We start from the raw sequence: 20,791 nt of genomic DNA, 5'->3' as shown, positions 1-20,791 counted from the left end.
GGTGGTACTCAGTGGTGGTAGCGGTGCAGCCTCCAGGTCAGCTTGTCGCCGCCCACCCACCGGACCACATCGGGATCGTCGACGTCATGGATCGGGATGCCTGCCTCCGCGGCGACCGCCAGCACGTCGGTGAGCGACCTCGCCTCGGCGACCACCTGGCCGTCGATCTCCACGATTCGGAACGGCGGATTGCCCGGCTGGACTCCGAGCACCATGATCCGCGGATGGGAGATGTGGGGGCTCGCGATTTCGGTCATGCATAGAGCGTAGAGCGCCCGGGGAGTCGGAGCGCTTCGGGCGGCATCCGCGATGCGTCCGCCGTGCGAGCAGGGCGCCCGTGGGCAACGCTGGGGGTGAGGAGGTGCCGATGGGTCCCGTCGCAGCGCTGGACCGGATCGCGTTCCTGCTGGAGCGCACGGGGGCGCCGACCTATCGCGTACGGGCCTTTCGCACCGCGGCCTCCGTGCTGTCCGCGCTGGACGAGGAGGAGGTCGCCGAGCGGGCAGCGGCCGGGACGCTGGAGACCCTCCGCGGGATCGGCCCCAAGACCGCCCAGGTGGTGCGGGAGGCACTGGCCGGGCGGGTCCCGGGCTATCTGGAGCAGCTGGAGCGGGAGAGCGCGACGCCTCTGGCCCAGGGCGGCGAGCGGCTGCGGGAGCTGCTGCGCGGCGACTGCCATCTGCACTCCGACTGGTCGGACGGCGGCAGCCCGATCGAGGACATGGGCAGGGCGGCCGCACGGCTCGGTCATGAGTGGGCAGTGCTCACCGACCACTCCCCGCGGCTCACGGTGGCCCGTGGTCTGTCCGCCGAGCGGCTGCGCGAGCAGTTGGAGGTGGTCGCCGCGCTCAATGCGCAGTGGGCGCCGTTCCGGCTGCTCACCGGCATCGAGTGCGACATCCTCGACGACGGCGCGCTGGACCAGGAGCCGGAGCTGCTGGACCGGCTGGACGTCGTGGTGGTCTCGGTGCACTCGAAGCTGCGTATGGACGCGCGCTCGATGACTCGCAGGATGATCGCCGCCGTCCGTGATCCGCGGGCCGACGTGCTCGGCCACTGCACGGGGCGGCTGGTCACCGGCCGTGGGCGACCCGAGTCGCAGTTCGACGCGGACGCGGTGTTCGCCGCGTGCGCCGAGTCCGGTACGGCCGTGGAGATCAACAGCCGGCCCGAGCGGCTCGACCCACCGCGTCGGCTGCTGCGGCAGGCGGTGGAGGCGGGCGTGCTGTTCTCGATCGACACCGACGCGCACGCGCCCGGTCAGCTCGACTGGCAGATCCACGGCTGCGCGCGGGCCGAGGAGTGCGGGGTGCCCGCCGAGCGTGTGGTCACCACCTGGAGCGTCGAGGAACTGCTGGCCTGGACCCGGGAGCGGACGGTGCCCTCGCGCGTGTGACGGGCATGTCCCGTGGTACCCGAACCCGTACGCGAGGGAGGAAGATCCATCATGGGACGGGCGGCCGTGTTCGACGTGGACGGGACCCTTGTCGACACCAATCATCTCCATGTCACGACGTGGTGGGAGGCGTTCCGGCAGGCGGGCCACCAGGTGTCGATGCATGCGATCCACCGGTCGGTGGGCCTCGGGTCGGAGGACCTGATCGCCCGTCTTCTGGGCGGCGGCGACCGGGACGAGATCGACATGCTGGTCGCCACGCACACGGCCCTGTACGGGACGTACTTCGACCGCTTGCCCCCACTGAAGGACGCCGGGCGGCTGCTGCGGCGCCTCGACCACGACGGCTGGAACGTCGTCCTGGCCACGTCGGCGAGCGGACGGGAGCTGTCGGCGCTGCGCCGGGCGATCGGGGCGGACGACGCCATCGCGGCGACGGCGAGCTCCGACGACGTGCAGGCCGGGAAGCCGGCGCCCGAGCCCGTCGAGCACGCCCTGGAGCTGGCCGGGGTGCCGCCCGAGTCGGCGGTGTTCGTGGGCGACACGGTATGGGACATGCGGGCGGGCACCCGGGCCGGGGTGACGTGCGTCGGTCTGCTGTCGGGCGGCATTCCGGAGGCGGACCTGCGGGAGGCGGGCGCCCGCGCCGTCTTCCAGGATCCGGCACATCTGCTGGCCAGACTGGGCGACAGTCCGCTGGCGCCGGACGCGTAGCTCCGAGGTCCGAGTGCCCGCGACCGGGCGGGCGGACGACGTGACACAGGTCACGCACAGGTCGTCGATTTTTCGGAACACTGACCGGTAGTTTCCCGTTGAACCAGCCGTGGGAGCGGACGGGACAGTGTCCCCGGGCCTCATCTCCAGCCCACAGGGACGATCGTTCGGCTGAAGCCCTGTGGAGCCTTTCGCCGAGAGGCGACCGCCGTGCGCCCCCACCACAGTCGGCCCCGACCGCGATTCCCCCGTCCGGTCGGGGCTCTTTCTTGCCCTGGACCCGCAGGGGCCCTCCGCGCGGGACCGGCCAGGGGCCTTCCGCACGGGGCCGGACGAGGCCGGGGCGGGTTCCAAGTTGACTTCGAGCGCGCTCCAATTCGTAGCGTGCGACGTATGAGCACTGCACAGCACAGAATCAGGTCGGGCTTCGGCGCCAGGAGCACCACGAAGGACGTCCTGAACGGAATCGACCTCTCCGGCAAGCTCGCGCTCGTGACCGGCGGCTACTCCGGGCTCGGACTGGAGACCACGCGGGCGCTGACCGAGGCCGGTGCCCGGGTCGTCGTCCCGGCGCGGCGCCGTGCCGCCGCCGAGGCGGCGCTCGCGGGCCTCGACCGTGTGGAGGTGGACGAGCTGGACCTCGGTGACCTCGCGAGCGTGCGCGCCTTCGCCGAACGCTTCCTCGCCTCCGGCCGCACCCTCGATCTCGTGATCAACAACGCCGGCGTCATGGCCTGCCCGGAGACCCGGGTCGGTCCCGGTTGGGAGGCCCAGTTCGCCACCAACCACCTGGGCCACTACGCGCTCGTCAACCATCTGTGGCCGGCCATCGAGCCGGGCGGGGCCCGGGTCGTGTCCGTGTCGTCCGCCGGTCACCACCGCTCGCCGATCCGCTGGGACGACCCGCAGTGGAAGCAGGGCTACGACAAGTGGGAGGCATACGGACAGGCGAAGACCGCGAACGTCCTGTTCGCCGTGCACCTGGACCGGCTCGGCAGGGACCGTGGCGTGCGCGCCTTCTCCCTGCACCCCGGCGGCATCCTCACCCCGTTGCAGCGCCACCTCAGCCGCGAGGAGATGGTCGAGCGCGGCTGGATCGACGAGACCGGTGCACTGGTGGACCCCGACGCCTTCAAGACCCCCGAGCAGGGAGCGGCCACCCAGGTGTGGGCCGCTACCTCGCCTCAGCTCGCCGGGATGGGCGGGGTGTATTGCGAGGACTGTGACATCGCGGAGCCTGCGCCGGCGGACGGCGGTCGCGGTGGGGTCAAGGCCTGGGCGACGGACCCGGAGCAGGCCGCGCGCCTGTGGGAGCTGTCCGCGGAACTGACCGGCGTCGACGCGTTCGCGTCCCGCGCCTGAGACGACGGACCGGGGCCGGCCGGCGTGCGGTCGGCCCCGGTCCGCATCGGGGGTGCTGGTCGCTGTCCGCGTGGCGGCGAGTCAGTCGGAGGGCTCGTCCGGGACGGGGTGGTCCGTGGGAGCCGTGTCCTGATGGGGGGCGCCCCGCCTGCCGGTGCCCGCCTCGTCGGTGTCGGGTACGTCCTTCGCGGACTCCGTGGTGTCCGGCGTGTGGGCGGGGCCGCGCCTGCCGGTGCGGATGTCCCACGGGTCCTCGACCGAGCCGGCCTGTTGGTCCGGCATGTCCCGCGGGATCGGACGGGGGCGCTCGCCGGGACCCTGGTGCCGTTGTTCGGTCACGGCGCTCACTCCGTTCTTCGCTCGCCTGGCTCTCGGGGCCCGCGAGCGGGATGCGGGCCCCTTTCCGGGCGAGACCCGGGTACCCCGGCCGGCATCGGCGAAACGGCGGGCGACGCCCCGCGAGACAGCGGTCAGCGCGGTGTCCGTTCCTCCAGCGCCGTCCGCCAGGTCGGCCATCGTCCCTCGTCCGCCGGCTCCGCACGCCGCCCGCCGCGCGCGAAGAAGTCCGCGAGCGGCAGGATCGCCGCCCCGACCGTCACCGCGTCCGGACCGAGCCTGCCCATGTCGAGGGAGACCCGCTCGGCCGGATACCGCAGGGCGTAGGCCATGGCGTGCCGGCGCACCGAGGACAGAAAGCGGGAACCGAGCTGCAGGCCTGCCCAACCGCCGATGAGGATCCGCTCGGGCTGGAAGAGGTTGATCAGGTCCGACAGGCCCGCGCCCAGATACTCCGCCGTCTCCTCGAGGACCGCGAGCGCCACCGGGTCCGCCGCGGTGCCCTCGGGAGGGTAGGCGGCGGCCAGCAGGGAGGTCAGCGCCGTCTCCTCGTCGGTGTGCTCGGGCGGCCTGCCGCCCTGCTCGCGCCAGCGGTCGATGAGCGCCTCCGCACCCGCGTACGCCTCCAGGCAGCCGAGGGCGCCGCAGCGGCACCGCCGCCCCCTCACCCGTACCGTCAGATGACCCCACTCCACGGCCTGCCCGCTGCCGCCCTCCTCGGTGACCAGGCAGGCCCCGACGCCGGAGCCGAACAGGACCACGACCGCGCTGTGGGCGCCGCGCCCGGCGCCGAACCACATCTCGGCCTGACCGAGGGTCCTGGCTCCGTTGTCGATGAAGTACGGGACGGAGTCCGGGAGCCGGCACGTGGAACGGAGCAGGGACTCCACCGGTACGGCGTCCCAGCCGATGGTCTGGCCGTGCACGACGGCGCCCTGCTCGGGGGTACGGGCCACGATGCCGGGTACGCCGATGCCGACGCCCAGGAGCCGTTCGGGGGCGATGTCGGCGGCGGCCAGGACCTCCGCGATGCCGTCCCGGATGTGCCCGACGACGACCTCGACGTCGTAGCGCTGATGCTCCAACGGTCGATCCGTCCGGGCGAGTTCGGTGAGGGCCAGGTCGAACAGCTCGACGCGGACCCGGGTTTCGCCGACATCGACGCCGATCATGTGCCCGCTGGCGGGCGCGACACGCAGGAGCGTGCGCGGGCGGCCCCCGTCGGAGTCGACGCTGCCGGCCTCCTCCACCAGTCCGTCCGCGACCAGTTCGGCGACCACGTTGCTGATGGAGCCGGAACTCAGGCCGGTCACCGGGCCCAGTTCGAACCGGCTCATCGGGCCGTCGAAGTACAACCGCCGCAGCACCTCGGCGCGATTGCCCCGGCGCAGATCACGTACCGTGCGCCCGTTCCGCCCCGCCATGTGACTCCTTCCGGCCCTGTCCGATCTGCACGATACCGTCGCGCCGCCCTTCGGGCGCCCCTTAACGCGATCTTAAATCAGGACCTAATTTAAGACATGACAATCGCGGGCGGATTGCGCCACTCGCTCACCACTCGTATCCGCGTCCCCGCGCTCCCCGCCATGCCCCGTGGCTCCCTGCCCAGTAGCCCCGAAATGTCCGTGTCGCCGGGGCCCGCCGCGCGCTGCGGGCCCCGGCGACACGGTCCGTTCACTGCTCAGCCGGCCGTGTACACGTCCTCCACGTAACGGCCGGACGCGATCAGCTCGTTCAGCCACCGCTCCGACTCCTCGCCCGGTGCGCGCTCGGCGTGCAGCGCCCGGAACGCCGCGCGGACGCCGGGCGCCATACGGGAGCCGTCGCCGCACACATAGACGCGGGCTCCGGCGTCGAGCAGCCGCCACACCTCGTCGGCCTCGGCCGCGATGCGGTGCTGGACGAAAAGGATGCCGTCGACGGGCGCCGCGCTGAACGCGGGGCGAAGCGAGACCGCGCCGACGTCCTCGGCCGCGTGCAGTTCGTCGGCGTGCAGGAAGTCCGCGTCCTGCGCGTCGCAGCCGAAGTAGCAGACGGCGGGCGCGAGTCGGGCGCCCTCGGCCAGCGCCTGGACACGGTCCGCGACGGCGCCGCGGAACGGGGCGAGGCCGGTGCCCGCGGCGATCATGATGACCGGGACCAAGTGGTCCACGCGGAAGGCCTCGCGGCAGGGCTGGATCCGCGCCAGGACGGTGTCACCGCGCTGGACGGTGGCGAGGTGGCCCGAGCCCACACCCCGGTACGTACCGTTGCCGGACCGGGCGGGGGCCTGGAGCAGCGAGACCATGAGGTCGATGTGACCGGGGTCGGCGGCGGACGACGAGGACACCGAGTAGTGGCGCGGGCGCAGCGGCGTGAGGACATCGAGCAGCGTCGGCCAGTCCAGGGCGCCGCGCAGCGCGGGATGGGCCTCGATCACCTCCAGGAGAGTACGCGGGTCGTCGGTGAGGGCGACCAGGCGCGCACGCTCGGGCGGGCACGGGTTGGCCTCGGCCAGCACGGCCAGCTGGGCCGGCGTGGGGCGTTCCTGCAACTCGACGTGGTGAGTGAGGAGTTGACGTACCGTCAGGGGCCGGTCGACGGCGAGGCCGTCCCGGCGGGGGCGGGTCGCGCGGATGTCCAGAACGGTGTCCAGGTCCACGCCGAGCGCGTCGGCCGCCCGCTCGACAAGGGCCTTGTCGTTGACGGGGAGGACCGCCACATGGTCGCCGGTCCGGTAGGTCGTGCCCTCGGGCAGCGCGACGCGCACGAACCGCTTCAGCCGGGGGTGGCCGGGGGCGGTCAGGTCGTACGCGGCGGTGACGGTCATGGGGACGAGCTCGTGTCGCTCGGCGAGCGCGTCCAGGGGCCCACCGGTGAGGGTCCGGACCCCGTAGGCCCGGGCGGGCTCCTCGGCTGCGGTGATGGCGTCCGGGTCGCCGAACCGCTCCAGGAGGGCGGTGCGCAGCCGCGCGGTGAAGGCGCGCACGGCGCCGCCGAGGTCTCCGGAGGCGTCGGCCGCCTCGCGCTCCAGCAGGCGGGTGCCGCCGAGTTCCGCCAGGCGTTCGTCGATCCGGACCGGGACGTGCTGATAAGTGGCGGCCCAGTTGCGGTCGCCCACGCCGAGCACCGCGTAGGTGACGTCCGTCGCGGTCGAGGAGTCCTCGGACAGCCAGGTGGCGAAGGCGGCGGCGTCGTCCGTGGGCCGGCCGTTGTAGGAGGCGGCGGTGATCACGACGGGGCGGTCGGTGGGCAGTCCGGCGGCGTAGGCGTCGAGGGGCGCGACCTCCGTCTCGCAGCCCAGCGCGGCCGCCTCGTCGGCGAGTTGCGCGGCGAAGGCACGGCAGGTGCCGTAGTTGCTGCCGTGCAGGAAGAGGGTACGGGTGCCGGGGCGCACCCGGGCGGGCAGGGCGACGACGTCGGCCGGGGACGTCACGGCCGCGGGGGCGGCGCCCGGCAGGGGTGCGTGCTCCCGGTCGGCTGCCGTGCGCGGGGTCAGGGTGAGGGTGAAGCCCTCGGGCTTGAGGGTGAGCGTCTCCTTGATCGTGAGCCGGTAGTCGGCGTGGTCGTTCAGGCGGTAGCGGTGCACCAGCATGGCGAGCAGCATGGTCGCCTCGTGCAGGGCGAACTGCCGTCCGATACAAGCGCGTTCACCGGTGCCGAAGGGCTTGAAGGCGTGCGGTGAGCGGACCGCCTCCGCCTCGGGCGTGAAGCGGGAGGGGTCGAACTGCTCGGGGTTGTCGCCCCACAGCGGCTGCCGGTGCAGCATCGGCGCGATGATGGTGACGGCTTGTCCGGCGCGCACCGGGATGCGTCCGCCGAGCAGGGTGTCCTCGCGGGCCTCCCGGCTGAACGCCGCGGCGGTCGGCCACAGCCGCAGTGCCTCGTTGAGCACCTGCCGGGTGTAGGTGAGCCTGCCCACCTCGTCGTACGTGGGCTCGGGGTCGGCGGTGTCGCCCCACAGGGCGTCGGCCTCCCGCTGCACCAGTTGGAGCACGGCGGGGTTCTTGACGAGGTGGTGCAGGGCGAAGGACATCGCGCCGGAGGTGGTCTCGTGGCCGGCGATCAGGAAGGTGATGACCTGGTGACGGATGTTGGCGGTGTCGAGGGGCGTACCGTCGGCGGGATGCCGGGCGGTGAGCATCAGGCCCAGCAGATCCCGCGCCTCGGTCTGTCCCGGGTCCGCCGTACGTGCGGAGATGACGTCGTCGACGACGTTGGCCAGATGGGCGGCGTCCGCGCGGAAGGCCTCGTCCGCCGCCGTGGTGTCCTCGCCCGGCTTCCGGCTCAGCCGGGTCATGCTCCACTCCAGGCAACGGACCATCGACGCGACGAAGGGGTGCGGCTCGTCCCGTCCGAACGAACCGAAGTCGTAGTCGAACCCGGCGAGCCCGATCGTGTCGAGGGTCATGCGCGTCATGTCGTCGGCGACGTCCACCGGACGGCCCTCCCGGCTCGCCCGGTCCCAGGAGTCGATCAGGCGACGCGCGACGCGCACCATCACGGGGTGGTAGGTGCGCATCGACCCCAGCGCGAAGGCGGGCATCAGGATGTCGTGGGCCTTGGCCCAGTTCGGTTCGTCGTTGTACGCCGTGAACAGGCCGTCCGCGGCGAATTCACGGACGTTCTCCAGCGCCGGTCCGATGGCTTTCGCGAACCGTGTCTCGTCGGCGAGCTCGGTGACCAGATCGGGATCGCTCACGAACAGGGCGTCCCGTCCGTGCAGCCGGCGGACGAACACCGGTCCGTGTCGGCGCATCAGCTCCATGATCTGCTGGATGGGGTCGCGGCGGGGGCCCTCGCCGGACACATCGATCACGGGGACGCCGTGCCGGGTGTGCGGTGGCTGCGGGGACACGGTGGGGGGCATGGGCGACAACTTCCTCTCGCCGTAAGGGAGTACTGCTCCCAGACTGCGCGCCGGCCGTGGGCTGTCCGTGGCTCCGCACTACAGGAATCTGCAGTGGCAATCCGGGTGCCGCCCCTTGCCAAGTGGGCCGGGGTGCGCAAGAGGCGGGCCGGGCGCGGCACGATGCCGTGCCCCAGGGCCGACCGGACGATCTCGCTGCCTGTCGAGCGGGTCATGGAAGGCGGCCCCCAGGAGCCCGCCTAATATCCGGCCGTGGCGAAGACTTTTGAAGAAATCGTGGAGATGCAGCGGGCGGCGAGCGAGGCGGAGACGAAGGCGGCCGGGCTGCGCGAGATGTACGGGCCGCCCACCGCGACGACGTGGACCAAGCGGCAGTCCGACCTGTACGAGACCGCGTTGCGAGCGTGGCGGGATCTCGACCGCGATCTTCAGATCGAGATCGCCGATTACGCGAAGGAGCACAGCAGGACACGCAGCGACGTCGAGGCCGAGGCGCGAGCACAGGCAGGCGTTCCGGAGGAAGACGCCTGACGGCTCCGCCGAGAGGCCTCGTCCTCAACCCCTGACCTGGGCGTCTATCGTTGCCCAGGCAGGCTGGGAGGGTGCGGATGGAGTCGGGGCAGGCGCCCGACGTCGTGTGGCGGAATCGGGCCCTGACGCTCTTCGACCGGATCCCGATACCGGTCGCGGTGTGCGATGTGTACGGGACGGTCGTACTGGCCAATCCGGCGATGGCGGCCGAGTGGGGTGGCACGCCGGGGAGCCTGCGGGGGCGGAACGTACTGGACCTGTTCCGGCCACAGGAACCGACCCAGATCGAGCGCATCGCCCATGCGCTGCGGTTGCGGCACCGTTCGCGCTATCCGGTGTCCGTGTGCTGGGACGCGGCCGACGGCGTGCCGCGCCGCGGCGAGCTGACCGCGGACCCGGTGAGCGACTCGGCCGAGGCGACGACCGCGCTGCTGATCGTGGTGCGCGTACTGGGCGAGCGGCCCACGGCGCAGGAGTGCTCCCCGGCCCCGTCGGCGAGTCCCGCCGAGGCCCGGATCCTCGCCCTGCTCGCCGGGGGCGCGACCACGGCCCAGGCGGCGCGGGAGACCGGTCTCACCGCCGACGGCGTCGCCTACCACCTGCGCCGCCTGTCCGAACGCTGGGGCGCGGCGAACCGTACGGAGCTGGTGGCACGCGCCTATGCGCTGGGCGTTCTCGCGCCGGGGGTGTGGCCGCCGGTGGTGGCGGGCTGCTGAGTCGCGAGCGCCTCGGATCCGCCGTCCGCGTGGATCGCGCCGGGCACGAGCGGCGCCGCCCGCGGCACCGACGCCGTTCCCGCGCCGTGCGGCGCGCCGAAGCGCGCCAGGCAGTGCCGCACCTTCTTCAGGTCCTGCGGATCGTATCGGCCCGTGCGCACGGCGTCACCGATGATCCTCGGGTCGAGGTGTCCCCCGACGGCGATGTGCGCCCCCAACTCGACGTACTGCGGACCACGGAAGTCCGGATGGCGGCGCAGCTCGGCCACGGAGAGCCGGTACCCGGGGTGCCATTCGAGCGGGCACGGGAGCCGGCGGGCGGCGGCCTCGACCGGGGTGTCGCGGTAGCTCGCGTCCAGGACCAGGGCCTCCGCGTCCCGTGCCGGCACGACAGGACCGTGCACATGCGCTTCGATGTAGTCGTCGAGGGCGTCCCGGTCGTCGGCCTCGGCTCGCTCGATCAGATCCATCCCCGCGGCCACCCCGAAGTGGGACGGCTCGGCGGCGCTGTCCGGGTAGCAGAACGTGGCCCGCGCCAGCGCGTCGGCGGTCAGCCGGAAGTGGGAGGAGCCGAAGCGTGGCGCCGCGCCCACGACTTGATGCCGGAAGTTCAGCGCCCCGTACACCGGTCGCTGGTGCGCCGGCGCGGTGTCGTACGCCCCGCCGAAGATCCGGCTCTCCCAGCGCCAACGATCGCCACCGGGGTGGGCGGTGAGCCCGCCGTTGCTGGTGCCGGTGACGAACTGCGAGCGGTACGCGCCGTCCGCGGCCAGGGCCTCGAGGATCGGCCGACCGTCGGCGAACCGGTCGGGATGGAAGTTGAGCGTCACCCGCAGCTCCCGGCTCACCACCGGCCCCGCGGAGCGGGCGGCCACATGGCGTAGGGCTCGCTCGGGCCTCGTGGTCGCCTTCGGGTCGCTTCGGAAATTCATTGGTTCTCCCCCGATCCTGCTTGCTAATTTAGGCAGAAACCTATGGGCCCTAGGTTATTGACCCAGGAGCCGAGGGCCCATGTTCTCTGGATTCAGCACCGTTCCGCAGAAGGACCCCTCATGAGATCGCTCACCGAGCAGGACATCCGCAGCTCGTTCGTCAACTGCTCGAAGGGAGAGGCGAAGCGGCTGGCGATCCCCCGTGACCTGGACGAACGCCCCTGGGACGACCTGGACTTCCTGGGCTGGCGGGACCCCGGCGCACCGGACCGCAGCTACCTCGTCACCGAGCGGGCCGACCGGCTCGTCGGCATCGCGCTGCGCTTCCCGTCCTCGCAGCGCGGCTTCCTGCACCGGAGCATGTGCTCGCTCTGTCTGACCACGCACCCCGGCAACGGCGTCTCCCTGATGACGGCCCGCAAGGCGGGCGCGGCGGGGCGCGAGGGGAACTCGGTGGGGATCTACATGTGCACCGACCTCGCCTGCCCCCTGTACATACGCGGGAAGAAGGTGCCCGAGGCCGGCGGTCGTTTCGAGGAGACGCTCACCACGGAGCAGCAGCTCGCCCGGATGACGGACAACCTGTCGGCCTTCCTGGACAAGCTGCACGCCTGACCGGGGGCGGGGGCGGCAAGCCGCCCGTCGGCCCGGCCCGGCACCCCGCACACGGTGACGCTCCCCACCCTTACGTTCGATGCCCAGGTGGAGCGGGAAGAGCCATAGGGATGCAAGATGTGCGTGAGACGTGGACGAGGGTCACCGCCCGGATCGCGAAGCTGCGCCAGGTGCCCGAGGTCGTCCAGGCGGTTCGTTCGACCGCGGCCGCGACCGTCGCCTATGTGGTCGCGGTGCGTCTGAGTCCGGAGCCTGCTCCGCTCACCGCGCCCCTGACGGCGCTCCTGGTGGTCCAGGTGACGCTCTACGCGACGATCACCAACAGCGTGCGCCGGGTGAACTCCGTGGTGACGGGCGTCGTCATCGCCATCGGCTTCAGCATCCTGGTCGGCCTGACCTGGTGGAGCCTGGCCCTGATCATCATCGCCTCCCTGGCCGTCGGCCATCTCGTACGGGTCAGCGAGTACGTTCCCGAAGTGGCGATCAGCGCCATGCTGGTCCTCGGGGTGACCCAGGTCGGCAGCACGGCGTGGGCGCGGGTCCTGGAGACCCTGATCGGCGCGGTGGTCGGCCTGCTGACGAACCTGTTCTTCGCTCCCCCGGTGTGGGTGGGCCCCGCCGGACAGTCCATCGAGGACCTGGCACGCCGGATGCGCCAGCTGATGCTGCGCGTCGGCGAGCAGGCGGCGGGCCGGGTCCCGGTGGCCCTGGCGACCGTACGGCTGTACGAGGCGCGCCAGCTGGACCACGACATCGTCGAGGTGGACGCGGCGCTGCGGCAGGCCGAGGACAGTCTCAAGCTCAACCCCCGGGTCCGCGAGGGCCTGCTGCACCGGATCGTGCTGCGCACCGGCCTGGACACGCTGGAGATCTGCACGGTGGTGCTGCGGGTGATCACCCGGACCCTCGCCGACCTGGCGAAGGAACGCGACCCCGACCCCCTGTTCGAGCCGGAGGCGGGGGCGACGCTGGAGCGGCTGCTGTCCGAGATCGCCGATGCCGTGGTCAGCTTCGCGGTGCTCGTCACCACCGATGTCAGCCGCAGCGCCGAGTCCGCCGAGACCCGGCTCACCGAGGAGCTGGTCACGGCGGGGGCGACCCGCGACAAGCTGGCCCAGCTGTTGCTGGAGGGCGTCCAGCGGGACACCCGGCAGTGGCAGTTCCAGGGCGCCGTGCTGACCGAGGTCAACCGCATCCTGGACGAGCTCGACACCGAGCACCGCACCCGCCGTCTGCTGGAGGAACTGGACCGCTGCGCCAGCGAGCAGCGCGAGCGGAACCCGCTGCTCACCAGGCTCCGGGAGAACGTGCTCCGCCCCGGGCTGTCCCGGCTGCGCGAGCTCCTGCGAGGCCGGGACCGTCCTGGGCCACCCGGTCGTTCCGGGTGAAGCGGCTCGGCCGCACCCCGGCGGAGACCGGGACCGGCCGGGCAACCGTTGCATGCGACGCAATACCCGTTGCCCGCCTTGCACTTGACGGCCGGTGCAGGTCATGGTGGCTGTGGCAGGTGAGGCCGTCGAGTTTCGAGGTGCGGGCATGAACAGGGGTGCGCAACCGGCGCGGGATTCGTCCGGCGGGGGCTGGACCCGACGTCGGTTCCTCGGTGCCGCCACGGCCGCCACCGCGGTGACCACGATCCCGGCACCCGCCCTGCCCGAGCAGACCTCGGACGCGGCCCGGCCCGCCCCGGCCGACGCGTCCCCGCCGCCGCGCCGCCCCGTCGGCCCCCGTCCGCTGTACGTCGGAACGTACACCTCCGTCGAGGGCGGTGGCCGGGGCATCGGCCTCGCGACATACGACCCGGAGAGCGGCGCGGTCACCGGCACCGGCACACTGACCGGCGTGCCCGACCCCTCGTACCTCGCGGTACATCCCGACGGGCGCACGCTCTACGCCGTCGACGAGCGGCAGGACGGCTCGGTGACGGCCGTGCGTCTGGACGGGCACCGGATCCTCGGTACCCGGAGCACGGGCGGGGCGGGTCCGTGCCATCTGTCGGTGCATCCGAGCGGGCGGTGGCTGCTGAGCGCCAACTACCTCTCGGGCAGCGTGGCGGTGCATCCCATCGACGCCCGAGGCGCCCTGGGCGAGCGAACCGACCTCGTCACCCACACCAGCCCGCCGCCGGGGCCCGGGCAGCAGGGACCGCACGCGCACCAGTTCCTCACCGCCCCCGACGGCGGTCATGTGCTGGCGGTGGACCTGGGCACCGACACCGTGTACACCTACCGTCTCGATCCGTCCCGTGGCACGCTCACCGAGGTCTCCCTGGCGCGGACCCGGGCGGGCGCGGGACCGCGGCATCTCACGTTCCACCCCGGCGGCCGCTTCGCGTATCTCGCCAACGAGGTCGACAACACCGCCGTCGTCTGTGCCTACGACCCCGCGACGGGCCGCCTCACCCCGGGCGAGCCGCAGTCCACGGGCACGGGCGCGGGGACGAATTATCCGGCGCAGTTCGCGGTGACGGCGGACGGCGCGTACGCCTATCTCGCCAACCGCGGCCACAACACTCTGACGCGGTACGCCGTCGAGGCGGGCGGCGCCCGGCTGCGGCTGCTGGACACGGTGCCGGTGGGCGGCGACTTCCCGCGTCATCTCGCCCTCTCGCCGGACGGGAGGCTGCTGTTCACGGCCAACCAGCGGTCCGGCACGGTCAGCGTCTTCCATGTGGACCGGGCGAGCGGTGAGCTGCGGCTCGCGGGCGAGCCGTTCGCCTCACCGGTCGCCGTCTGTGCGCTGCCGCTGTAGCGTCCGGGGGCAGGCGGCCCGGGCGGCCTGCCCGAGCAGCACATGCATCCGCTCGGTCAGCTCGGCGACGTCGTCGGCGGGCCGGTGGAAGGTCAGGCGTACGTCGCCATGATCGCGGGTCCGCTCGATGCGCAGGGTCAGCCCATGCCGGTCGACGGCGAGCGGCTGGACACGTACCGCGCCGTGCAGACTGTCCGGCTCGACGAGACGGGTGAGCCGCTCGACGGCGTCGAGGTGGGCGTCGGCCAGGTGGGTGAGCAGCCGGGCCTCGGTCGCGGCGAGCGGGTCGGGCTCGGCGGTCGCGTACTCGGCGGGGTCGACGGCGGCCACACCCCTGGCCCGGCGCAGCGCGATGCGCGTCGGCCGCAGGACCAGGTTCCCCTCGTCGGGCACCAGCGTGCCGGCGAGCCAGAGCCGCGCACGGATCCGGGAACGCAGCGGGACCGGCGCGACATCGGCGAATTCCAGTACCACGGACGGCTCTCCGCGCGGTGCGCAGAGCGCGAGGGCGGCCGGCGCGCTGTCCTCGGGCAGATGCAGCAGCACCCGGCCGTCCGCCAGGGCGGTGTGCGCTCCGACCAGTTCCTCCCGGCAGCCCTCCGCGGTCACCGCGCAGGACCATGCGGCGGCCAGCACCGATCGGGCGCGCTCCGCCGCCGCGGGCGCGGCCGTCCAGGCATGACGGTCACCCATTCCCTCGACCTCCTTAGGTAAGCCTTGCCTAACTTATCAGAGATCGAGTTGCGCGCCAACCAGGCCCCGGCACGCGCCGGGCAGGGACGTCCTCAGGGCCCACCGGCCCCCTCAGGAGGCGATGACACCCCACAGCGCGCGAGCGCACAGGTCGCGCACCTGGTCCCGGGACAGGGCGGCCCCCCTGAGCCACTCCAGGCACACCGCCGTCGTGAAGGCCAGCCAGCCACGGACGGCGATCCTCAGGTCGGGCCGTTCCACGACGGCCGGGCCGAACTCCGGATCCGCCGCGAGCGCCGCCAGGATCTGCCGTTCCTGCGCGCCCAGTGACTGCCTGTAGACCCTCCGCACGGCCTGGTCCCCGGCCGCGTCGGCGCGATGGAAGGCGCGGAAGCCGTGCGCGTGTTCTTCGACGTAGGCGAGGAACGTGTCCAGCGAGGCGGCGAGTTGATCGCGCACCGCGATCCCCGGGACGGCCTCCGTCATCCGGAGCATCCGCTCGCTCTCGCGTTCCACGACCGCCGCAAAGAAGTCCCGCTTGGTCGGGAAGTAGTGGTACAGCAGCCCGCGCGAGACCCCGGCGATCTCGGCGACCTGCTCGATCCACACCTCGTCGTAGGGGTTCTCCGAGAACAGCCGGGCCCCGACGGCGAGGAGCTGATCCCTGCGTTCCCCGGTGCTGAGCCGGCGGCGCGTGCGCTCCCCCTGGTTCGCGGCCATGACGGCACTCTACTTGACGCCGGTTCGACGAGCGCAGGAGACTGAAAGCGCTATTGAACCGACGTACAACACGCTCGTTCGCCCTGCTCGACCTGGGCCCGACCTGCGTTGCATCAAGGGAGATGGCGTCATGGCGGAGACGACGGCGACCGCGCTGCCCAGGGGTTTCCGGAATGCGGAACTGGGCTGGCCGCAGCTGGACCGCATCCCGCACCCGCCGCACCGGCTCCCGGTCATCGGGGATGTGTTCGGCGCCGACCGCCGCAGGCCGCTGCAGGACTCGATGCGCTACGGCCGGATGCTCGGCCCCGTCTTCCGGCGGAAGTTCTTCAGCCGGGAGATCGTCTTCGTGTGGGGCGGGCGCCTCGTGGCCGACCTCGCCGACGAGTCGCGCTTCGCCAAGCATGTGGGCCTCGGGGTCGCCAACCTCCGGCCGATCGCCGGGGACGGACTGTTCACCGCGTACAACGACGAGCCCAACTGGCAGCTGGCGCACGACGTTCTCGCCCCCGGCTTCAGCCGCGAGGCGATGGCGGGCTACCACCCGATGATGCTGGACGTGGCCGAGCGGCTGCTGGACCGCTGGGATGCCGAGCAGGCGGCCGGCCGGGCCGTGGACGTTCCCGGGGACATGACCAAGCTGACGCTGGAGACGATCGCACGCACCGGCTTCGGCCACGACTTCGGCTCCTTCGAGCGCTCCCGGCCGCATCCCTTCGTGACCGCCATGGTCGGCACGCTGACGTTCGCGCAGCGCCGCAACGTCGTTCCCGGGCCGCTGAGTTCGCTGCTGCTGCGCGACGCCGCCCGGCGCAACGAGGCGGACATGGCGTATCTGAACCGCACGGTGGACGAGCTGGTGCGCGCCCGACGCACCGGCAGCGACGGCGGCGGCGATTTGCTCGACCGGATGCTGGAGACCACGCATCCGGAGACCGGGGAACGGCTCGCGCCCGAGAACATCCGGCGCCAGGTGATCACCTTCCTGGTGGCCGGTCACGAGACGACCTCGGGGGCGCTCTCCTTCGCCCTGCACTATCTCTCCCGGCATCCGGACATCGCCGCACGCGCCCGGGAGGAAGTGGACCGGGTGTGGGGTGACACCGCCCGGCCCGGCTACGAGCAGGTCGCCCGGCTGCGGTATGTGCGCCGGGTCCTGGACGAGTCCCTGCGCCTGTGGCCGACCGCCCCCGCCTACGCGCGGGAGGCCCGGCACGACACCGTGCTCGACGGCGTCCACCCGATGCGCCGGGGCGCCTGGGCCCTGGTCCTCACACCCCTGCTGCACCGGGATCCGGAGGTGTGGGGCGCGGACGCGGAGCGGTTCGACCCGGACCGGTTCGAGGCGGGAGCGGCACGAGCGCGCCCCGGGCACACCTTCAAGCCGTTCGGGACCGGGGCGCGGGCCTGTATCGGGCGGCAGTTCGCGCTGCACGAGGCGACGCTGGTGCTGGCGCTTCTGCTGCGCCGCTACGAGGTGCGGCCGGACCCCGGCTACCGGCTGCGGGTGGCGGAGCGGCTGACGGTGATCCCGGAGGGGCTGCGGCTGCACCTCGACCGGCGGGCCGCCCTCGCGCGCACCCCGGCGGCCGTCGACGAGGCGCCGCCGGCCCCGTCAGGGGCCCGCTGTCCAGTGACCGGGAGGGGTGACTGACGCCGGCAGGCGGCTGCCCGCGCTGCCCCGGGCCGCGTTGATCTGCGGCTGGGTGAGGAAGAACGCGCCCGTCAGATCGGCGTCCGTGAGGTCCGCGTCGCGCAGATCGGCGCCTATCAGATCCGCTCCGCGCAGATCGGCGCCCGTCAGGTCGGCGGCGATGAGCAGGGCGCCGCGCAGATCGGCACCCCGCAGATCGGCTCCCTTGAGCCGGGCGCCGAGGAGATCGGCGCCCCGACGGTTGCTGCCACGGCGTCCCGTGCCCGAGCGGACCAGCTTGCTGGTGCGCAACAGCAGCACATTGACCTCCTGCCGGTGCGCGCCCACATCCAACTCCCCCAGTTCCTGCGGCGTTCGCGACGTCAGGCGCTCGGTCGTCTCCAGCATGCGGCGCAGGTCCGCGTGGACCGGACGGGCCGCGGGCAGGGTCAGCGCCTCCGTCAGATACCAGAGCAGTTCGTGGAGTTGGCGCATCACGGGGAAGACGTCGAACATCCGGCGGGCGTGCTCGGGGCCGCCCGACCGCCAGTCCTGACCGCCGAAGGTGATCCGGGAGACCTTCTGCCCGGCGCCGAAGCAGTCGTAGACGGTGCAGCCGGGAAAGCCGCGCGAGCGCAGCCCGGTGTGGATGCCGCAGCGGAAGTCGTCCTGGAGGTTGCGGCAGGGCGTGCCGGCGTCCTTGTCGACCGCGAAGTCCGCCGAGCGCCCGAAGGGCAGGGCGACGCAGCACAGCGCGAAGCAGTTGCTGCAGTCCGCGCGCAGGTCGGAGCGGTCGGCCGGGGTGGTGTGCATGGCATCCATGGTAGGTGCCGCAGGCAAAGCTCACCGCCGAGTTTCCTGCGCCGTGGGAGTCCTCTCATCCGTACGAAAACAAGGACCGCTACCACGGAGGTACCTGTCGTACGACCCCAGGAGAGACGTCATGTGCGTGCACTGGCCGCCGTGCCCACCGGCCGACCGTCCCGACCACGATGCGGCGATGGTCGTCTCCGCCCACCCCGAGCAGGGCTGGAGCCTGCTGTGCAACGGCACGATCGTCTTCGACGACACCGGCGAACTGCTGCCGGACGGCCGGGCCGTGGCTCCGCTGAGCGGGGTGGAGCGGACCGCGCGCTGAGCGGTCAGGCCAGCACCGCCGTGAAGTCGAGCCGCGCCAGGCGCTCGGGGTCCGACAGGATGTCGATCCGGGCGATCCTGCCGTCCACGACGGCGACGGCCATGACCGACTGGGGCCGCCCCTCGGGCGCCGTGACCGTGCCGACCATGCCGTTGACCAGCACGATCCGCGCGTATGGGGAGAGCTGCCGGAACAGGAGCGCCCCTTGGGCCACGGCCGTCGCACCCTGCACCACCTTGGACGCGGCCACACCACGGACCAGGGGGCCGGAGTCGGCCCGCAGCACCACATCCGGGTGGAGTACGGCGACGAGGGCGTCGAAGTCGCCGGAGCGTGAGGCCGCGAGGAACGCCTCGACCGCCTCGCGCTGACGCCCGAGGTCGGGATCGGGCGCCGGCCCCGCCTGCTGCACCCTGCGGCGGGCCCGGCTCGCGATCTGCCGGGTGGCGGCGGAGCTGCGCCCGACGACGGGCGCGATGACGTCGAAGGGCACGGCGAACATGTCGTGCAGAACGAAGGCCAGCCGTTCGGCGGGCTCCAGTGTCTCCAGGACGACCAGGAGAGCGAGCCCGACCGAGTCCGTGAGCAGCGCCTCCTGTTCGGGATCGACGCGGTCCAGGGGGGTGACGACGGGGTCGGGGACGAAGGTGTCCTCCATCGGCTCCTCGCGCCGCGCGCCACGGGAGCGGAGCAGATCGAGGCAGATCCGGCCGACGACGGTGGTGAGCCAGCCGCCGAGGTTCTGCACCTCGCTCACGTCGGAGCGGCTCAGGCGCAGCCAGGTCTCCTGAACGGCGTCGTCGGCCTCGCTGAGCGAGCCGAGCATCCGGTAGGCGACGGCGCGCAGCTGCCCCCGGTGTTCCTGGAAGCGGTCCGCCAGCAGTTCCACGTCGTTCATCGATCCCCGTTCGACCGGTCCCGTCCTGGGCTCCACGGACGATCAAAGCATGGACAGCGCGCCGGTGTTGAGGAAATATCGTGCCCGCCTCGACGGCCGTCGCGCCCGCCCGCCGCCCCGGCCCGAGCGTCGGACGGCGACGGGCGTGCGCACCGGTGTCAGACCTCGTCCCGCGCCAGCGCCAGCAGCCGGTCCAGGACCCGCGGGCCGCCCGCGCGGACGCCGTCGTGCTCGAACTCGTCGGTGACCCAGGTCCGCAGTCCGCGGATCGCCCGGGCCGTCCGCAGGGCGTGCCCGGTGTCGACGTACATGTCGTCGTGGTAGACCGCCGCGGCCGCCGGCACCTCGTTGGCGGCGAGACGGGCGGGGTCGTACAGCGGGGTCCAGCCGGTGTGCTCGGCGAGCAGGTGCGCGGTGTCGCGCAGCGGGCGCAGCGCCGGGTCGGTGTCGAACATCCAGGGGTGCACGGACTCACCGGTGAACAGCACCGGTCCGTCGCCGGCCAGTGCCTTGGCCGCGTCGAACTGCGGGAACTCCGCCCGTACCCGCTCCGCCGACCAGGCGGTGGGGCGGCCGTCCTGGCCGTAGATCGCCTCGTGGACGAGCGCGTACAGGGGGTGGCCCGCGTAGGACAGGAGGGTCTGCACCTCCTCCTGGAAGGCGTCGGAGAGCGCGAGGCCCCCCGGGGTGTGCACAAAGGCGTTCTCAAGGAGGAAGTGGAGGCGGTGGCTGCCCTCGCCGCCGCCGAGCAGGATACCGAGGGACTGGAACGCCTCGACGGTGAGCCGGTAGCCGCCGGGCAGGACGGGCTCGTGCTGGAGCACGTACTCGGCGATGCGACGAGCGCGTTCGACGTCCTGCGGGTAGCGGGTGTAGTGGGCGGCGACCTTGCGCTCGATACGGGGGTACGCGGCCCGGTAGACGTCGTCCGCGTGCGCGTCGAGGGAAGGCAGTCCGCCGGTGATCAGGGCGGCCCGCAGGCCCTCGGGCGCGGTCGAGAGGTAGTTCACGGTGCAGAAGCCGCCGAAGCTCTGCCCGAGGACGGTCCAGGGGGCGCCGCCGGTGACCTGGGGGCGGACGGCCTCGCAGTCGCGGACGATGGAGTCGGCGCGGAAGCGGGTCAGGTAGTCGGCCTGTTCGCGCGGACCTCCGCGCAGCGGGAGCGTCTGACGGTTGGCGGGCGTGGAGGCGCCGGTGCCGCGCTGGTCGAGGAGGAGGACGCGATAGTCCTCCAGGGCGCGGCCCAGCCAGGCCTGCTTTCCGATGAAACGGTGCGCCCCGAAGCCGGGACCGCCCTGGAGGTAGAGCAGCCAGGGCAGGTCGGCGTCCGCCGTGCCGCTCGCGACGACCTCCCGTGCGTACAGCTCGATCGTCTCCACGTCGGGCGCGTCGTGGTCCAGGGGCACGGTGAAGCACCGGTCGGTGAGGACGACACCGGGCTGACGGTAGCTGAGGCTCAAAGGGGCTCCCGGGACGGACGGAATCAGGACGCGTGCCAGTTCAGCAC

Annotated in this window: 20 protein-coding genes; 10 read left to right on the top strand and 10 right to left on the bottom strand. The window is 72.6% G+C overall.

Features of this window, described 5'->3' with window-relative positions; genetic code table 11:
- Positions 1-8: 8 nt before the first annotated feature.
- Positions 9-257 carry a hypothetical protein gene (locus AB0L95_RS33170; protein ID WP_365168182.1) on the bottom strand — a complete coding sequence of 83 codons (249 nt, stop codon included), beginning with the start codon at positions 255-257 and terminating at the stop codon, positions 9-11.
- Between the two features lie 110 nt (positions 258-367).
- Between AB0L95_RS33170 and AB0L95_RS33165 the strand changes: the two genes are divergently transcribed.
- From AB0L95_RS33165 to AB0L95_RS33155, 3 genes are all read left to right on the top strand, one after another.
- Entirely contained in the window at positions 368-1,396 is a 1,029-nt protein-coding gene (locus AB0L95_RS33165) for a PHP domain-containing protein (protein WP_365168179.1), read from the top strand.
- A 51-nt stretch (positions 1,397-1,447) separates the two neighbouring features.
- Positions 1,448-2,110 (top strand): HAD family hydrolase, encoded by a 663-nt coding sequence (locus tag AB0L95_RS33160; RefSeq protein ID WP_365168177.1) that lies wholly within the window; start codon positions 1,448-1,450, stop codon positions 2,108-2,110.
- Between the two features lie 393 nt (positions 2,111-2,503).
- Positions 2,504-3,472, top strand: a complete 969-nt coding sequence (locus tag AB0L95_RS33155) for an SDR family NAD(P)-dependent oxidoreductase (protein ID WP_365168175.1) — start codon at positions 2,504-2,506, stop codon at positions 3,470-3,472.
- Positions 3,473-3,553: 81 nt separating this feature from the next.
- On the opposite strand, the gene AB0L95_RS33150 is transcribed toward AB0L95_RS33155, so the two are convergent.
- From AB0L95_RS33150 to AB0L95_RS33140, 3 genes are all read right to left on the bottom strand, one after another.
- Positions 3,554-3,811 (bottom strand): hypothetical protein, encoded by a 258-nt coding sequence (locus AB0L95_RS33150; protein WP_365168173.1) that lies wholly within the window; start codon positions 3,809-3,811, stop codon positions 3,554-3,556.
- A gap of 131 nt (positions 3,812-3,942) precedes the next feature.
- Positions 3,943-5,232: an ROK family transcriptional regulator gene (locus tag AB0L95_RS33145; RefSeq protein ID WP_365168170.1), complete on the bottom strand. Its 1,290-nt coding sequence runs from the start codon at positions 5,230-5,232 to the stop codon at positions 3,943-3,945.
- Positions 5,233-5,489: 257 nt separating this feature from the next.
- On the bottom strand, positions 5,490-8,657 hold the full coding sequence (locus AB0L95_RS33140; protein ID WP_365168168.1) for a cytochrome P450: 3,168 nt from the start codon (positions 8,655-8,657) through the stop codon (positions 5,490-5,492).
- A gap of 252 nt (positions 8,658-8,909) precedes the next feature.
- On the opposite strand from AB0L95_RS33140, the gene AB0L95_RS33135 reads away from it, so the two are divergent.
- The gene (locus AB0L95_RS33135; protein WP_365168166.1) at positions 8,910-9,188 is read left to right on the top strand and encodes a hypothetical protein; all 279 of its coding nucleotides are present in this window, start codon (positions 8,910-8,912) and stop codon (positions 9,186-9,188) included.
- 77 nt (positions 9,189-9,265) lie between these two features.
- Positions 9,266-9,904: a PAS domain-containing protein gene (locus tag AB0L95_RS33130; protein WP_365168164.1), complete on the top strand. Its 639-nt coding sequence runs from the start codon at positions 9,266-9,268 to the stop codon at positions 9,902-9,904.
- Here the strand turns inward: AB0L95_RS33130 and AB0L95_RS33125 are convergent.
- Positions 9,847-10,836 (bottom strand): DUF3626 domain-containing protein, encoded by a 990-nt coding sequence (locus tag AB0L95_RS33125; RefSeq protein WP_365168161.1) that lies wholly within the window; start codon positions 10,834-10,836, stop codon positions 9,847-9,849. The two genes, AB0L95_RS33130 and AB0L95_RS33125, sit on opposite strands and share 58 nt — an antisense overlap.
- 120 nt (positions 10,837-10,956) lie before the next feature.
- Between AB0L95_RS33125 and AB0L95_RS33120 the strand changes: the two genes are divergently transcribed.
- From AB0L95_RS33120 to AB0L95_RS33110, 3 genes are all read left to right on the top strand, one after another.
- Positions 10,957-11,451, top strand: a complete 495-nt coding sequence (locus tag AB0L95_RS33120) for an FBP domain-containing protein (protein WP_365168159.1) — start codon at positions 10,957-10,959, stop codon at positions 11,449-11,451.
- Between the two features lie 110 nt (positions 11,452-11,561).
- Positions 11,562-12,839 carry an FUSC family protein gene (locus tag AB0L95_RS33115; RefSeq protein WP_365168156.1) on the top strand — a complete coding sequence of 426 codons (1,278 nt, stop codon included), beginning with the start codon at positions 11,562-11,564 and terminating at the stop codon, positions 12,837-12,839.
- A gap of 148 nt (positions 12,840-12,987) precedes the next feature.
- Positions 12,988-14,202: a lactonase family protein gene (locus AB0L95_RS33110; RefSeq protein WP_365168154.1), complete on the top strand. Its 1,215-nt coding sequence runs from the start codon at positions 12,988-12,990 to the stop codon at positions 14,200-14,202.
- Here AB0L95_RS33110 and AB0L95_RS33105 read toward each other — a convergent pair.
- Both AB0L95_RS33105 and AB0L95_RS33100 read right to left on the bottom strand, forming a co-directional pair.
- On the bottom strand, positions 14,170-14,895 hold the full coding sequence (locus AB0L95_RS33105) for a DUF2470 domain-containing protein (protein WP_365168152.1): 726 nt from the start codon (positions 14,893-14,895) through the stop codon (positions 14,170-14,172). The genes AB0L95_RS33110 and AB0L95_RS33105 overlap by 33 nt on opposite strands.
- Before the next feature lie 111 nt (positions 14,896-15,006).
- Complete coding sequence (locus AB0L95_RS33100) at positions 15,007-15,615, bottom strand: TetR/AcrR family transcriptional regulator (protein ID WP_365168150.1); 609 nt, start codon at positions 15,613-15,615, stop codon at positions 15,007-15,009.
- A gap of 130 nt (positions 15,616-15,745) precedes the next feature.
- Between AB0L95_RS33100 and AB0L95_RS33095 the strand changes: the two genes are divergently transcribed.
- Positions 15,746-17,269, top strand: coding sequence for a cytochrome P450 (locus AB0L95_RS33095; RefSeq protein WP_365168147.1), 1,524 nt, complete (start codon positions 15,746-15,748; stop codon positions 17,267-17,269).
- Here AB0L95_RS33095 and AB0L95_RS33090 read toward each other — a convergent pair.
- On the bottom strand, positions 17,231-18,061 hold the full coding sequence (locus AB0L95_RS33090; protein ID WP_365168145.1) for a pentapeptide repeat-containing protein: 831 nt from the start codon (positions 18,059-18,061) through the stop codon (positions 17,231-17,233). The two genes, AB0L95_RS33095 and AB0L95_RS33090, sit on opposite strands and share 39 nt — an antisense overlap.
- Positions 18,062-18,191: 130 nt before the next feature.
- Here AB0L95_RS33090 and AB0L95_RS33085 point away from each other — a divergent pair, with 130 nt between their 5' ends.
- On the top strand, positions 18,192-18,386 hold the full coding sequence (locus AB0L95_RS33085) for a DUF5999 family protein (protein WP_365168143.1): 195 nt from the start codon (positions 18,192-18,194) through the stop codon (positions 18,384-18,386).
- A 4-nt stretch (positions 18,387-18,390) separates the two neighbouring features.
- Here the strand turns inward: AB0L95_RS33085 and sigJ are convergent, their stop codons facing one another.
- Both sigJ and AB0L95_RS33075 read right to left on the bottom strand, forming a co-directional pair.
- The gene (sigJ, locus tag AB0L95_RS33080; RefSeq protein WP_365168140.1) at positions 18,391-19,284 is read right to left on the bottom strand and encodes an RNA polymerase sigma factor SigJ; all 894 of its coding nucleotides are present in this window, start codon (positions 19,282-19,284) and stop codon (positions 18,391-18,393) included.
- A gap of 158 nt (positions 19,285-19,442) precedes the next feature.
- Positions 19,443-20,744 (bottom strand): alpha/beta fold hydrolase, encoded by a 1,302-nt coding sequence (locus AB0L95_RS33075; RefSeq protein WP_365168137.1) that lies wholly within the window; start codon positions 20,742-20,744, stop codon positions 19,443-19,445.
- Positions 20,745-20,791 lie beyond the last annotated feature (47 nt).

Source organism: Streptomyces sp. NPDC052036, from assembly GCF_040680495.1.
Classification (GTDB): Bacteria; Actinomycetota; Actinomycetes; order Streptomycetales; family Streptomycetaceae; genus Streptomyces.
The sequence above is the reverse complement of the archived record's forward strand: the minus strand, read 5'-3'. Positions and strand labels throughout refer to the sequence as shown.